This window comes from Pseudomonas syringae pv. coryli str. NCPPB 4273, assembly GCF_000972175.1.
Lineage (GTDB): Bacteria > Pseudomonadota > Gammaproteobacteria > Pseudomonadales > Pseudomonadaceae > Aquipseudomonas > Aquipseudomonas syringae.
The window spans coordinates 1-16,097 of the sequence record NZ_AWQP01000009.1 but is presented as its reverse complement, the minus strand read 5'-3'; the positions used below and the strand labels follow the sequence as shown (position 1 = coordinate 16,097).

At 59.9% G+C, this 16,097-nt stretch carries 6 protein-coding genes; all 6 read left to right on the top strand.

Annotated features, from left to right (window positions below; all coding sequences use genetic code 11):
• The first annotated feature begins 234 nt into the window (after positions 1 to 234).
• The 6 genes from fadD2 to P406_RS06665 all read left to right on the top strand — a co-directional run bounded on the left by fadD2 (position 235) and on the right by P406_RS06665 (position 15,823).
• A complete protein-coding gene (gene fadD2 / locus P406_RS06690; protein ID WP_046235738.1) occupies positions 235 to 1,923 on the top strand; it encodes a long-chain-fatty-acid--CoA ligase FadD2 in 1,689 nt (562 codons plus the stop codon).
• A gap of 354 nt (positions 1,924 to 2,277) precedes the next feature.
• Complete coding sequence (fadD1, locus tag P406_RS06685; protein ID WP_046235737.1) at positions 2,278 to 3,969, top strand: long-chain-fatty-acid--CoA ligase FadD1; 1,692 nt, start codon at positions 2,278 to 2,280, stop codon at positions 3,967 to 3,969.
• A 396-nt stretch (positions 3,970 to 4,365) separates the two neighbouring features.
• Complete coding sequence (gene hrpA / locus P406_RS06680; RefSeq protein WP_046235752.1) at positions 4,366 to 8,277, top strand: ATP-dependent RNA helicase HrpA; 3,912 nt, start codon at positions 4,366 to 4,368, stop codon at positions 8,275 to 8,277.
• Between the two features lie 241 nt (positions 8,278 to 8,518).
• Entirely contained in the window at positions 8,519 to 9,640 is a 1,122-nt protein-coding gene (locus P406_RS06675; RefSeq protein ID WP_003412820.1) for a beta-ketoacyl-ACP synthase III, read from the top strand.
• Between the two features lie 120 nt (positions 9,641 to 9,760).
• Complete coding sequence (locus tag P406_RS06670) at positions 9,761 to 14,656, top strand: NEL-type E3 ubiquitin ligase domain-containing protein (RefSeq protein WP_046235736.1); 4,896 nt, start codon at positions 9,761 to 9,763, stop codon at positions 14,654 to 14,656.
• A 39-nt stretch (positions 14,657 to 14,695) separates the two neighbouring features.
• The gene (locus P406_RS06665) at positions 14,696 to 15,823 is read left to right on the top strand and encodes a GNAT family N-acetyltransferase (protein WP_046235735.1); all 1,128 of its coding nucleotides are present in this window, start codon (positions 14,696 to 14,698) and stop codon (positions 15,821 to 15,823) included.
• Positions 15,824 to 16,097 lie beyond the last annotated feature (274 nt).

Below are 16,097 nucleotides of genomic sequence, written 5' to 3'. Positions count from 1 at the left end.
CCGGATCACATTCAAGGCAAATAATAAGCAAACGTCGTGTGAATACGGCTACTGCGCTATCGCGCAGGTGTCTTTGCCCGCCCGATTGCCGTGAGCAGTGTATCGCCGGCGACAGATTTCAGTCTGAACAGAGACAAGATTCATGCTGCTGATGAGGCCCGGACGATTATTTGCCTGAGGCACTTTAACTGCTAACGTCCGCCCAGACCTATGCAGGGAAAAAGGATAAAAATAATGCAAGCTGACTTCTGGGATGACAAGCGTCCGGCGGGTGTCGATGCCGAGGTGGATCTGCAGACCTACCAATCGGTCGTCGAGGTGTTCGAGCGCTGCTGCAGGAAATTCGCCGACCGGCCTGCGTTCAGCAACATGGGCGTGACGCTGACCTACGCGGAGCTCGAGCGTCACTCCGCCGCCTTCGCCGCGTATTTGCAGCAGCACACGCAACTGGTGCCGGGTGACCGCATTGCCGTACAGATGCCCAATATCCTGCAGTACCCGATCGCCGTATTCGGTGCGATGCGTGCCGGTCTGACGGTGGTCAACACCAATCCGTTGTACACCGCGCGCGAGATGCGCCATCAATTCAAGGACTCCGGTGCCCGGGCGCTGGTCTACCTCAATCTGTTCGGCAAGCTCGTGCAGGAAGTGCTGCCGGACACGGCTATCGAATACCTGATCGAAGTGAAAATGGGCGACATGCAATCGGCTGCCAAGGGCTGGCTGGTCAATACCATTGTCGACAAGGTCAAGAAGATGGTCCCTGAATTCCATCTGCCTCAGGCCGTCGGCTTCAAGCGAACGCTGCGCCTGGGGCGCGACAGCCGCATGCAGGCCGTACCGCGAGGTCTGCAGGATGTTGCCGTTCTGCAGTACACCGGTGGCACCACGGGGCTGGCCAAGGGCGCGATGCTCACCCATGGCAATCTGGTCGCCAACATGCAACAGGTCTATGCCTGCATGCGCCAGCATGGGCCGCAAGGCGGATCGCTGTTTGAAGAAGGCAAAGAGGTGATGATTGCGCCGCTGCCGCTCTATCACATCTACGCGTTCACGGCGAATTGCATGTGCATGATGATCAGCGGCAATCACAACATCCTGATCACCAACCCTCGCGATATCGGCGGCTTCATCAAGGAACTGGGCAAGTGGAAGTTCACTGCCATGATCGGCCTCAACACACTGTTCGTTGCGCTCATGAACCATCCGGAATTCAAGAATCTGGATTTCTCCGCGCTGAAAAGCACCAACTCCGGTGGCACTGCACTGGTCAAGGCCACGGCCGAGCGCTGGGCGCAGATCACCGGCTGCACGATTGTCGAAGGTTACGGCCTGACCGAAACATCGCCTGTTGCCAGTGCCAATCCCTACGGCACTCTGGCGCGCCTGGGAACCGTGGGCATTCCCGTACCCGGCACCGCGATGAAAGTCATCGATGACAATGGCATCGAGTTGCCTTTCGGCGAGCGTGGCGAGCTGTGCATCAAGGGGCCGCAGGTCATGAAAGGCTACTGGAACCAGCCTGATGCCACAGCCGAATGCCTGGACGCCGAAGGCTGGTTCAAGACCGGTGACATTGCCGTGATTGGCGCTGACGGGTTCGTCAGTATCGTCGACCGCAAGAAAGACCTGATCATCGTGTCCGGTTTCAACGTCTATCCCAACGAAATCGAAGACGTAGTCATGGCTCATCCTAAAGTCGCCAACTGCGCCTGTATCGGCGTGCCGGACGAGCGCTCGGGGGAGGCCGTGAAGCTGTTCGTGGTGGCGCGAGACCCGGGGCTGAGCATCGAAGAGCTCAAGGCCTTCTGCAAAGAGAATTTCACCGGCTACAAAGTGCCCAGGCAAATTGTTTTGCGTGATTCATTGCCGATGACTCCGGTGGGCAAGATTCTGCGCCGCGAGCTTCGGGACATCGCCTGACCCTTTAATCGTCTCCATCTGTGTACCTGACCCCGTTTGCAGAGTGCTGCAAACGGGGTCGATTTTTTTCGGAAAAAGGCGATTATGCTGAGGGCCCGCTCTGGTCCGGTGCTTTTGAGGTATTGATGAAGTTTTATTAAGTGTATTTAAAGTGACCATTTGTTATTTTTTAGTCTCATTAGTGACTGTTCAGCCTTCTTCTGCCTCTAGTCGACCTTTGGCAAAGCTGCTACTCTCGGCGCGCTTTTTGATCAGTCATAAAGCGGAAAAAGCGTCTACTGCATAATTCCAAGCACAAGAAAATCATCGCTTCAGGCGATGTGAAGAATTCGCTATCGCTACGGAGCCGACTGAATGATTGATAACTTCTGGAAGGACAAGTACCCGTCCGGTATCCCTGCCGATATCAACCCCGACGAGTACCCTAACGTCCAGGCGGTCCTGAAGCAGTCCTGCCAGCGCTTCGCCGACAAGCCGGCGTTCAGCAACCTGGGCAAGACCATCACCTACTGCGAACTGTATGAACTGTCCGGCGCGTTTGCCGCCTGGATTCAGCAACATACCGACCTGCAGCCGGGTGACCGTATCGCCGTGCAGCTGCCCAACGTATTGCAGTACCCGATTGCCGTTTTTGGTGCGATTCGCGCCGGGCTGATCGTGGTCAACACCAACCCGCTGTACACCGCGCGGGAAATGGAACACCAGTTCAACGACTCCGGTGCCAAGGCGCTGGTGTGCCTGGCAAACATGGCCCATCTGGCCGAGAAGGTCGTACCCAAGACGCAGATCAGGCAGGTGATTGTCACCGAAGTGGCCGATATGCTGTCACCGTTCAAGCGCTTGCTGATCAACAGCGTCATCAAGTACGTGAAGAAAATGGTCCCGGCCTACCACTTGCCCAAGGCCGTCAAATTCAACGATGTGCTTGGCAAGGGCCGTGGTCAGCCGGTGACCGAGGTGTCGCCTGGCAGCGCCGATGTTGCCGTGCTGCAGTACACCGGCGGCACCACCGGTGTGGCCAAGGGGGCAATGCTGACGCACCGCAACCTGATCGCCAATATGCTGCAATGCCGGGCGCTGATGGCGTCAAATCTGGACGAAGGCTGTGAGATCATCATCACGCCGCTGCCGCTGTATCACATCTATGCCTTCACCTTTCATTGCATGGCGATGATGCTGCTTGGCAATCACAACATCCTGATCAGCAACCCGCGTGACCTGCCGGCCATGGTCAAGGAACTGTCGAAATGGAAGTTCAGCGGCTTTGTCGGTCTTAACACGCTGTTCGTGGCCCTGTGCAATAACGAAGGCTTCCGCAACCTCGATTTCTCGGCATTGAAAGTCACCTTGTCCGGCGGCATGGCCTTGCAGCAGGCTGCTGCCGAGCGCTGGAAGCAGGTGACGGGCTGCCAGGTCTGTGAAGGCTACGGCATGACCGAGACCAGCCCGGTGGCCACGGTCAATCCTTCTCAGCACGTGCAGATGGGCAGCATCGGCATTCCGGTGCCGTCGACCCTGTGCAAGGTGATCGACGATGCGGGCAACGAGCTGGCGTTCGGTGAAACCGGCGAGCTGTGCATCAAGGGGCCGCAGGTCATGAAAGGCTACTGGCAGCGCCAGGAAGCGACCGACGAAATGATCGACAGCGAGGGCTGGCTGAAGACCGGCGACATCGCGATCATCCAGCCTGATGGTTACATCCGCATTGTCGATCGCAAGAAAGACATGATCCTGATCTCCGGTTTCAACGTGTATCCCAACGAACTGGAAGACGTGCTGGCGACACTTCCCGGCGTTCTTCAATGCGCGGCGATCGGCGTCCCGGACGAGAAGTCGGGCGAGACCATCAAGGTCTTCGTGGTGGCCAAACCGGGCGTGACCCTGACCAAGGAACAGGTCATGGCGCACATGCGCGCCAACCTGACCGGCTACAAAGTACCGCGCAGCGTCGAATTCCGCGACGTGCTGCCAACCACCAACGTCGGCAAGATCCTGCGTCGCGAGCTGCGTGATGAGGAATTGAAGAAACTGGGTGTGAAGAAGTAAGAGCAGGCCCGAAACCGGATTGACGTTCATTTCCACGCCAGGCGCATCGTCACGAGAAGTGTTCTCCCGGACACTTCTCGCTCCTCACGCTCCGTGTCACACATTACAACGTTGACGCTTGCTTAAGGCTTTACGAGATGCAGGCCCACTAAAGCCTGAGTTTCATTTATGCGCGCGGTCTCGCCAGACTGAAGATTTGTGACGCAGAGCGTCACGAACTGCATGCCAACGCGGAGCATTGGCACGATAGGCAGTCAGATTTGTGCATGGATCTGAGCGCCAGGGGGAGTCCAGTGGATGATACTGCGTACTGCCCGAACCTCAGACCATCGTCACGACCCACCGCAATCTGCGACAATCCGCATCTGCCATTTGAAAAAAGACCCTGCGCGCCTGATGACCGACGAATCGCCCTCTATCGACCAACTTCTGAAAAACCTCGACCAAGCGATGATCAGCGAACGTCATCGTCTGCGCCGTCAGTTGCACGACCTGCGCAAAAAGCCCGACGAGGCGAAGCTGGCGCAGTGGGTTGCGCGCGTGCAGGCATCCTGTGCGCAGGTCACGGCGCGGCGTGAAAGTGTGCCGGCGATTCGTTATGACGATAACCTGCCCATCGCGGCCAAGCGTGACGAGATCAAGGAGGCGCTGCTCAAGCACCAGGTGCTGATCATTGCCGGCGAGACTGGCTCCGGGAAGACCACCCAGTTGCCGAAGATCTGCCTGGAAATCGGTCGCGGTCAGCACGGTCTGATCGGTCATACCCAGCCGCGCCGGATCGCCGCCCGCAGCGTGGCCAGCCGGGTTGCCGAGGAAATCGGTACGCCGCTGGGTGCGCTGGTCGGCTATCAAGTGCGTTTCGAGGACCAGAGCGACAGCAATACCCTGATCAAGCTGATGACCGACGGTATTCTGCTGGCCGAAACCCAGCATGACCGCTTTCTCGAGCGCTATGACACGATCATCGTCGACGAAGCCCACGAACGCAGCCTGAACATCGATTTCCTGCTGGGTTATCTGAAAACCCTGCTGCCGCGTCGTCCGGACCTGAAGGTCATCATCACTTCCGCGACCATCGACTTGCAGCGCTTTTCCGAGCACTTCAACGATGCGCCGGTGATCGAAGTGTCCGGGCGTACCTTCCCCGTGGACGTCTGGTATCGCCCGCTGACCAGCGAGCAGGACGAAGACGGCAACAGCGTTGAAGAGGACCTGACCGTCGATCAGGCGATTCTGGCCACGCTGGACGAACTGGCGGCCTTCGAGCGCAGCGAGCGCAAGAGCCCAGGCGATGTGCTGGTGTTCCTGCCCGGCGAGCGCGAGATCCGCGATGCCGCCGAGGTGCTGCGCAAGGCGCAGCTCAGGCACACCGAGATTCTGCCGCTGTACGCGCGTCTTTCGCCGGCCGAGCAGCAGCGTATCTTTCAATCGCACCCTGGTCGTCGCGTCGTACTGGCGACCAACGTCGCTGAAACCTCGCTGACCGTGCCGGGCATCCGTTACGTGATCGACACCGGTACGGCGCGCATCAGTCGCTACAGCTATCGCGCCAAGGTCCAGCGCCTGCCGATCGAAGCGGTGTCGCAGGCCAGCGCCAACCAGCGCAAAGGCCGTTGCGGACGGGTCGAGCCCGGCCTGTGCGTGCGTTTGTACAGCGAAGAGGATTTCAACGGTCGGCCGGAGTTTACCGACCCCGAGATCCTGCGCACCAACCTGGCTGCGGTCATCCTGCAGATGCTGCACCTGCGCCTGGGCGAGATCACCGACTTCCCGTTCATCGAGCCGCCGGACGGCAAGGCGATCAGCGACGGTTTCAACCTGTTGCAGGAGCTCTCGGCGGTCAACCGCGAGAATCAGCTGACCCCGCTGGGCCGCCAACTGGCGCGTCTGCCGGTGGACCCGCGCATGGGCCGCATGCTGCTGGAAGCGGCGAAGCAGGGCAGCCTGCAGGAAGTGCTGATCGTCGCCAGCGCCATGTCGGTACAGGACGTGCGCGAGCGCCCGCCCGAGCGTCAGCAGGCTGCGGATCAGGCCCACGCGCAATGGAAGGACGCCGACTCGGACTTCGCCGGGATGGTCAATCTATGGCGCGGCTTCGAAGAGCAGCGCCAGACCCTGACCGCCAGCCCGCTGCGTAACTGGTGCCGACGCAATTTCCTGAATTACCTGCGCCTGCGTGAGTGGCGCGATTCCCATCGGCAATTGAGCCTGATCTGTCGCGACCTGCAACTGACGGTCAACAAGGAGCCGGCCGATTACCCGAAGTTTCACAAGGCCATTCTTTCCGGTCTGCTGAGTCAGATCGGGCAAAAGACCGACGAGGGCGATTACCTCGGCGCACGGCAGCGGCGCTTCTGGATTCACCCGTCCTCCGGATTGGGCAAGAAGCGTCCACAGTGGTTGATGACCGCCGAACTGGTGGAAACCACCAAACTGTACGCGCGCATGGTCGCCAAGATCGATTCGGACTGGATCGAGCCGCTGGCCGGCCACCTGATCAAGAAAAACCACTTCGAGCCGCACTGGGAGAAAAAGCGCGGGCAGGTCGTGGCGTTCGAACAGATCACCCTGTTCGGCCTGATCGTGGTGGGCCGTCGCCCGGTGCATTTCGGGCCGATCGACCCGGTGGTTTCGCGCGAGCTGTTCATTCGTGAAGGCCTGGTGCGTGGCGATATCCTGTCGCGAGCCAAGTGCCTGAGCGCCAACACCCGCTTGCTGGAACAGCTCGACGAGCTGGAAGCCAAGGCTCGACGCCGCGATATTCTGGCTGACGAAGACACCCTGTACAGCTTCTACGAAGCACGCATTCCGGTCGAGATTCATCAGACGGCCACCTTCGACAGCTGGTACAAAACCGAAAGCCAGAAGAATCCACAGCTGTTGATCATGCGCGAAGAGGACGTACTGGCGCGCGAGGCCAGCGAAGTCACCGCCGCGCAATATCCGGACACCCTGCGGCTGGGCGACCTGAGCCTGTCGCTGAGCTACCACTTCGAACCCAATCACCCGCGTGACGGCGTGACCTTACGCGTTCCCGCGCCGTTGTTGCTGTCGCTGCCTGCCGAGCGCCTTGAGTGGCTGGTGCCGGGGTTGCTCGAGACCAAGTGCATCGCGCTGGTCCGCAACCTGCCCAAGGCGGTGCGCAAGAACTTCGTGCCGGTCCCGGATTTCATCAAGGCGGCGTTGCAGCGCATTACTTTCGGCGAAGGCTCGTTGCCTCAGGCGCTGGGCCGTGAACTGCTGCGCATGACCGGCGTGCGGGTCAGCGACGAAGCCTGGGCCGAGGCGGCACAGCAGCTTGAAGGCCATCTGAAAATGAACCTGGAAATCGTCGATGGCAGCGGCAAGTTTCTCGGTGAGGGGCGTGATCTGGCCGAGCTGACCGCGCGCTTTGCCGAGGCGAGCCAGGCCGCGCTGGCCGTGCCGCAAACCGCAAAAAGCCAGCAGCCGGTGCAGGCCAAGGCCTTTGCAGCGGTGGCGCAGAAAACCCAGCAGAACATCGCCGGGCTGTCGATGACAGTTTATCCGGCGCTGGTCGAAGAGGGCGGCGCGGTCAAGGAAGGCCGGTTCTCGACCCAGGCCGAGGCCGAGTATCAGCATCGCCGCGCCTTGCAGCGTTTGCTGTTGCAGCAGTTGGCCGAACCCGCCAAGTTTCTGCGCAACAAATTGCCGGGGCAGACCGAGCTGGCCTTGCTGCATCGCGAACTGGGGCGCATTGATGCGTTGATCGAAGACATCCTGCTGGCCAGTCTCGACAGTTGCGTGCTGGAAGGTGAAGCCGAGTTGCCGCGCGACGGTGCCGGCCTGCTGTCACTGGCTGAACGCAAGCGCGCCGACTGGACCGAGCATGCCGAGCGGCTCGCGAAGCTGACGCTGGAAATTCTCAAGCTGTGGCACGGTCTGCAAAAGCGCTTCAAAGGCAAGATCGACCTGTCCCAGGCGGTGGCGCTCAACGATATCAAGGCGCAACTGAGCAAGCTGGTGTACCCCGGATTCGTCCGCGAGACCCCGGCGGTATGGCTCAAGGAGCTGCCGCGTTATCTGAAGGCCATCGAGATGCGTCTGGAAAAACTGCCGTCTCAGGTGCAGAAGGACCGGGTGTGGAGCATCGAGCTGGCAGGTCTGTGGACGCAATACCAGGCACGCGCCGACAAGCACGCGCAAGAAGGCAAGCGCGACCCGGAACTGGCGCTGTACCGCTGGTGGATGGAGGAATACCGCGTTTCGCTGTTCGCCCAGCAACTGGGCACCAAAATGCCGGTGTCGGACAAACGGTTGAGCAAGCAGTGGAGTCAGGTGGAGAGCTGATCCGCTGCTTTCTGTCACGAAGTAAAAGGCGTCTATCGTGCCTATATTCATTGGCCCGATAGCGCCAAAACCGGGCTCTGTGGCACACTCCGCGCCTGTCTTCACCGTGTCATGAAATGCTGCTCCCGGTTACGGGCAGCTTTTACAGTCGCACTGGTACGCAGGTCCCAAAAAGCAGTGGGCCTTCGATTGCCGTGCCTGAGCAGGTCATTACCTGCAACTCAATAAGAGAGGAACGACCGTGCACAACGTCGTCATCAGCGGCACAGGCCTGTTTACCCCGGCCAACAGCATCTCCAACGAAGAGCTGGTGCAGTCTTTCAATGCCTATGTTGCACAGTTCAACAGCGATAATGCCGCCGCTATCGAACGTGGCGACGTGCAGGCGCTGAGTGAATCCAGCGCCGCTTTCATCGAAAAGGCCTCGGGTATCAAAAGCCGCTTCGTCATGGACAAGGAGGGCATTCTCGATCCGCAGCGCATGAAGCCCAACCTTCCGGAGCGCAGCAATGACGAATGGTCGATCCTCTGTGAGATGGGTGTAGCTGCCGCCACACAGGCGCTGCAACGCGCCGGCAAAACCGCTGCCGACATCGACGGTGTAATCGTTGCCTGCTCCAACCTGCAACGGGCTTATCCGGCGATTTCCATCGAGATTCAGCAGGCGCTGGGTGTTGCCGGTTACGGGTTTGACATGAACGTGGCCTGTTCGTCGGCCACCTTCGGCATTCAGGCAGCCTGCAACAGCGTGCAACTGGGTCAGGCTCGCGCCTTGCTGGTGATCAGCCCGGAAATCTGCACCGCGCACCTTAATTTCCGTGACCGTGACAGCCACTTCATCTTTGGTGACGGCGCCACGGCGGTGGTGGTCGAGCGCGCCGACCTTGCCACATCGCCTTATCAGTTCGATATCGTCAGTACCCGGCTGCTGACCCAGTTTTCCAACAACATCCGCAACAATTTCGGTTTCCTCAACCGTACCTCGGACGAGGGCCAGAGTGCGCCGGACAAACTGTTCGTGCAGGAAGGCCGCAAGGTATTCCGCGAGGTGTGCCCGATGGTCGCCGAGCTGGTCGCTGCGCATTTGCAGGACAACGGCATCAACATCACTGACGTCAAACGCTTCTGGCTGCACCAGGCCAACCTGAGCATGAACCATCTGATCGTCAAGAAGCTGCTGGGCCGCGACGCCAGCGTCGAAGAAGCGCCGGTGATTCTCGACACCTATGGCAATACCAGTTCGGCGGGTTCGGTGATTGCGTTTCACACCTATCAGGATGACTTGCCGCAAGGCGCGCTGGCGGTACTCAGCTCGTTCGGCGCTGGTTACTCGATCGGCAGCGTGATTCTGCGCAAGCGCTGATCGCGTTCGACGGGTAGCGCTCTCGAGACGGGCGCTACCTGTCATATCCCGTTATGTCATGTGCAGGCCGTTGGGTCTTTATCGTATTGGCTATTCACAAAGCCATTAGCGGTATCGACCATGTTCACCCTCAGATACAACCCCTTTGAAACACTAGAATCGTCCGTTGCACACGCCTCTGTAACGCCTCCACCGCAGGACTCTGCGCCGTTCGAAGCGGAGCACGCCAACACCGAATTCATCAGGCTCAACTTGCCAGACTGGTATGTGGCTGCGCCCACGGCACTGCGCCAGGCGCTGCATGCCAGCCAGCAAGGCGCCCGCCGTTACGCGCAGGCGCTGGAGCCGGTGCGCAACCGGCTGTTATCGGCGCAGCAGTTTGCAGCGCCCTTGCTGTCGAAAGCCTTTGTCGAACGTTTCCAGCTCGACCTTGACGTTGAAGCCTTTCAACTGATGACCTGGCGCTACGACAGCACCTGGAACCCGGCCCCGCTCGAGCAGACCTTGCTCCAGGCGGCCTTGCAGAACTTCGCTCCGAGCAACAGAAGCCGCTTCGATCCCTACTCGGCAATCCTGCGTACAGGTGGCCTGCGCTACTGGCTGATCGACAGCGCCCAGCGCCGCTACAAGGTGGAATACCGCGACCGTCAGGCGATCGATCTTGAGCAGTTCGCTGATTTTTGCCATGAGCTGGATCTGGGCCGTCAGTATCAGACCCATCTGGACAGCGTGTTCAAGCCGCCAGGCCCGGCTGCGCAAGCGGTTGCCAGCGCATTCATGGACAGCGAGCGGGCTGCCGTCGAGGTGCTTGCGCATATCGCTGTGATGAAAGGCGATATCACGGAAGCGGCGTACCAGACCCTGCTGGACATGGTGAAGTCCGTTGACCAGCCGCGATGGGATGGCAAGGGCGTGCGTTATTGCCAGTTGCACATGCTCGACACCTATACGTTCCCCGGCTCGCTGTTACGGGGTGCTTTGCTCATACAGCAAGATGGCGCCAGGCCCGATGACGGTCCTTGTCTGGTCTACCTGCCTTCCGAGCCCTCGCATCCGATCAAGCAGTTCGCATCGTTGCGGGCCTTCAACGCCTGGCTGGTGACGGCGTTGGGCGGCGAACACTATCGACGCTACTTCAGCCGTTTCGTCAGCCTCAGCCAGGCTCCGGCATTTTTTACCAAACTGGACGCGCGGCTGTATCCGGCCGGGGATCGCAAGCTGGACCCCGACGCCGACCTGGTCGTGCAGGCACAGCCATTCTCGAAACCGCCATTCGAGCTGCTGTACGACCATTTGCTGGCCAAAACCTATGACGACTCAAAGGCTATCGCGGTGCCTTCCGCTCAGGTGGACCAGCAGGCTCACGATGCACTGATCGAAAGCCTTGAAAACAATGGCATGAACCTGCTCAACGTGGCCGGGTTCTTTGTGCCGGTGCTGGGTGAAATCATGTCCGTGGTCGCCCTCTATCAGCTCGCCAGCGAAGCGTTCGTCGCTTACGAAGACTGGAAGCACGATGAAGTCGAAGACGCCATGCAACATGTCTACAACATCGGCGAAAACGTTGCACAGATGCTGGTGGTAGGCGGCGTGGTGGGCGCGGTGAGCGGGTTGCAACCCTCGATGTTCATCGAAAGCCTGGTGCAACGGCGTGTCGACGGGGCCGTACGTCTCGGCAAGCCGAGCATCGATGCCTATGCGCATGCGGTGTCGTTGCCCGACAACCTGAGCAGCAACGCCCTTGGGCTTTATGAGCACGATGGCAAGACCTGGCTGCCACTGGACGGCAAACTGTATCGCGTCGAGTCCGATGCCGCCGGCACCCAATGGCGCGTCAGGCATCCTTTGAATGAGCGTTCGTACGCGCCGAAGCTCAAGCACAACGGTGCCGGCGCCTGGCGCCATGAATGGGAAAACCCCATGGGTTGGGATGAGGTAACGGCGTTCAGGCGCCTGAACCCGACGTGTCATGCGCTCCCGGAAGAAGACATTCAGAAAGTCCTGCGCATCACCGGCACCCACGAGGCGTTGCTGCGCCAGATACATGTCGAGAACCTCCAGCCTCCGGCCTTGCTGAAGGACGCGATTCAGCGCGTTGAAACAGAACGGCAGCTGCACGTCTGCATCGACGCTCTTCAGGCCGCCGACGTGTCTGAGGTCCATGTTTCTCATCTTGAGCCGTGGCTGAAACTGCTGGTGTCGTCACCGCGCTGGCATGAGCCCCGCGGCCTGTTACTCATCGACGCCCAAGGGGCGCTGCTGGAATCCTGGAACGCGGGATCGCAGATGACGCTGTCGTCCCATGTCACAGGGCCGACCGGGCACCTCAGTCAAGTGCTCGGCCAGTTGCTGGAAAGTCTGCCCGCCGATGAAGTCACTCGTCTGACCGGGAGCGACAGTGCCGACAAGGCCGTTCAACTGCGCGGCCTCAAACGCTATCTGGCCGATTACGCCCAGACGCACGTGGGGCGCCTGCTGGATGACGTGCAGGCGCTCAAGGATCGCAGCGATGACCCGCATGTTCAGCTGATACAGCGCGACTTCGGCAGCTTGCCGAGCAGCGTGGCGCTCGAACTCATCGGCATGGCCAGCGACGCTGACAAAGCGCGGATGACCACGGAAAAACGCATTCCTCTGACACTTGCCGAGCATGCCCGCGAGTACCAGCAGCAACTGCGGATAAACCGCGCCAACGAAGGCTTCTATCGGGCGGTAACCGACAATCTGGACACGCAGGCGGCGGGGCTGGGCATGCTGCAATACGTGCCAGGCTGGCGGGGTGATGTATCGATCGATCTGCTGAAGGATTCGCTGGAGGGCGACGAAATTGCCAGTCTCGACAGCGATCAGGCCTCATCGCATCGGCTGCTGGTCAGCACCGAGTCGGGTGTTCAGTGCTTCGATCCGTCAGGTGAGTCGCTCGGTGAAATCGATCAGCAGTTTTTCAGGGCGTTGTTGCTGGCGCTTCCCGAACAGGTTCGGCTCGACATTCAGCTGCCTGATGGCGCGGATGAGCAGCAACTGCGCAGTCTGTTGCGCAATACGGCAGTCGAACGACGTGAGCGCATGGCTGCCATCTTGCAATTGCAGTCGATCAAGCCGGGTATCAAATGGCCGCAGCGCTTGCCCCATGGTCGTATCGGCTACCCGCTGAGCGGACGGTTGCGAGGTTTCTTTCGTCGTCTGGGCATTGGCGCGTCCAGGCACTCGCCGGAGCTTGCGGTAAGAAGTCTGTACCCGGGTTTTTCCGATGCAGAAGTGTCCGGCTTCCTGAGCGCGTTACGCGCCGAACACACCGGGCCGGCGCGGGAGTTGTCGACTTTCGTCCGGCAAAGACTGAGCGGCCTCGCCGATGAATTGCGAACGCTTCAGGTTACCCTGGACACCTGGGTTGCGGAAACGCCCTTTTCTTCGTTGCGCAGGCCGAGGGAGGTCGCCGCGACGCGCATTCACGACTGCTGGAAACGCTTGAGCTTTCAGTGCCGAAACTTTCAGGGTGATTTTTTAGGGTATGCGCTCGATCTGGATAATCTGCGTATCGGAGAGCTACCGGATATCACGGCCAACTTCGACCATGTGGCGGTGCTGAAAGTCCGCGCCATGCAGCTTACCGATTCACAAGCGAATGCATTGCTGAAAAACTTCAATAGGCTGCGTTCGCTGAGCCTGGACTTCAATGACCTGCGATCCTTGCCGACCTCGATAGGGCAAATGCCTCAGCTTGCAGAGCTGTCCATCAGCCACAATCCGCTGATCTGGACAGAGTCCGCCAACGTCGCGTTGCAGAACCTGAACCGGCTGGAAATTCTGGACCTCAATTTTTGCTCGCTCGGCTCGGACGTCCCCATCACCGCACTGAACTCGCTGCGCCTGCTGTTTCTGCGCGGCACCGGCATTAGCGCATTGCCGGCGTGGAACTGGCTGCGGTCTGAGCTGATTCGTATTGATGTGCGCGACAATCGCATCTCGGAAATATCCATCGATGAACTCGATAACATCGAGCGCTCCCTCAGTTCCTCGCGCCTGCACCTGCATCTGAACGGCAATCCGTTGAATTCGCCCACGCTGGAACGCATCAGGCTGTTTCGCGAGGGCAGGCTTCGCCCGCGATGGGGTGTCAGCCAGAGTGTCAATCCGGTTGAGGCCGGACCTGACAGTGCGCCGTGGCTTGCAGGCCTGAATCGTGAGCAGGTGAATACCCGCATCAGGCTGTGGCAAGACCTGCGCGCCTGTGTCGGGTCTGCGGATTTTTTTCAGATGCTGAGCGATCTGACGCACTCTGCCGACTTCTCAAGTAGCCGCGATGAGCTGATTGCGCGAGTCTGGTCGATGATCGAATCGGCGTCGGTCAACGCCGAGCTGCGTGCCCAGCTCTTCGATGTTGCCGCGCACCCGCAGACGTGTGGCGATGGACTGGCATTGGTGTTCGGCGACATGGAAGTGCGCGTCCAGCTGTTCTCGATCATGTCATCCACGCCGGCGTCCGCGCAGCCACACAAGCTGTTCAGGATGACCCGCAGTCTGGACCGTCTGGACCAGGTGGAGAAAATTGCCCTGCGCGATATCGCGTTTCGTCAGGCGAGCGGCGAAAGGGTCGATGAGGTCGAAGTACGCCTGGCCTACCGCGTCGGTTTGCAAGCGCGGCTTGAACTGCCGGGCCAGCCGCGAACCATGTGGTTCCGCGCTATTGCCAAGGTGAGCGAAGCGGATTTGCAGGCGGCTTACAACGAAATCATCGATCGCGAAGCCACCCCTGAGTTTTTCCAGTCGATGATTGCCCGGGAGTTCTGGATGAGTTATCTGGAAATTCGTTACGCCCCGGAGTTCGAGCCGATCAAGCAGCCTTTCAATCAGCGCCTGGTGGCCCTGGATGAGTTGCCGCCTGACCAGCAATCCGATCAGCAGTACCTCGAGCAGATTGGCGTGATCTCCCGTGAGCGTGAGCAGGCGATCAACCAATTCGCGATCATTCTTTCCAGGCAGATTGCGGAGGCGATGAACATGACGGCTCAATAAGGGATATTCTTCACCCTGTCTGCCTATCGGGGAACCTGCATGCCTGTTCACGTAATCGACAGCCTCGGCACCGTCGCGCCTGCCCAGTGGGATGCGCTGGTGCCTGGCAATCAGCCATTCCTGCGGCATGCGTTTCTCAGCTCGCTGGAGGACAGCGGCAGTCTCGGACCACGATCAGGTTGGCGTGCCGAGCACGTGCTGCACTACGAAAATGATCAGTTGGTGGCGGCGTTGCCGGCCTACCGAAAGTGGCATTCGTATGGCGAGTACGTGTTCGATCACGCCTGGGCAGACGCCTGCCGTCGTGCTGGCATCGCCTACTACCCCAAGCTGTTGGTCGCCGTGCCTTTCAGCCCGGTCGGCGGTTCGCGGATTCTGTCCGCGACGCCTCAGGGTGGCATCGAGTTGCTCGGCGAGCTGCCGGCGTACCTGCAACGTGAGGGACTGTCGAGCGCGCACGTGAACTTTACCGATCCGGCGGCCGATGCCTTGCTTGAAACCCAGCCGGGCTGGCTGCAACGTATCGGCTGCCAGTTTCATTGGCAGAATCGCGGCTACCGCGATTTTCAGGATTTTCTCGACGCATTGAGTTCGCGCAAGCGCAAACAGATGCGCAAGGAGCGTGAGCAGGTGGCCGGGCAGGGCATCGAGTTTGAATGGCTCGAAGGCGCGCAGATGAGCGAAGTGCTGTGGGACTTCGTGTATGCGTGCTACTCCAATACCTACGAGGTGCGCGGGCAGGCGCCTTACCTGACGCGTGAGTTCTTCAGCCTGCTGGCCGAGCGCATGCCCGAATCGATCCGTGTGGTCATCGCGCTGCAGGGCTCACGGCCTGTGGCGATGGCTTTCAGCCTTATTGGCGACGACAGTTTCTATGGGCGCTACTGGGGCTGCCTGGCCGAGTTTGACCGGCTGCATTTCGAGACCTGTTTCTATCAGGGTATGGACTACGCCATCGCCCACGGCCTGCAACGCTTCGACGCCGGTGCGCAGGGCGAACACAAACTGATCCGCGGCTTCGAACCGCAGATCACCCGTTCGTGGCATTACCTGATGCACCCAGGCCTGAAAGACGCGGTCAGCGAGTTTCTGGAGCAGGAGCGAGTTGGCGTAATGGCCTATGCCGAGGACGCGCGCAGCGCGCTGCCTTATCGGCAGACGGAGTAACGGCCAGAAGACATTCAGCGACTGCACTGGCCTCTTCGCGAGCAAGCTCGCTCCCACAAGTGCGGTGTACACCTGACCGGCAGGTGAGCAGCTACCCAGAAGACATTCAGCGACTGCACTGGCCTCTTCGCGAGCAAGCTCGCTCCCACAAGTTCGGTGTACACCTGACCGACAGGTGAGTAGCTATCCAGAAGACATCCAGCGACTGCACTGGCACCTTCGTGAGCAAGCTCGCTTGCGTCTTTGATCAAGATAAAGTCTGGGGTGAGAGGGG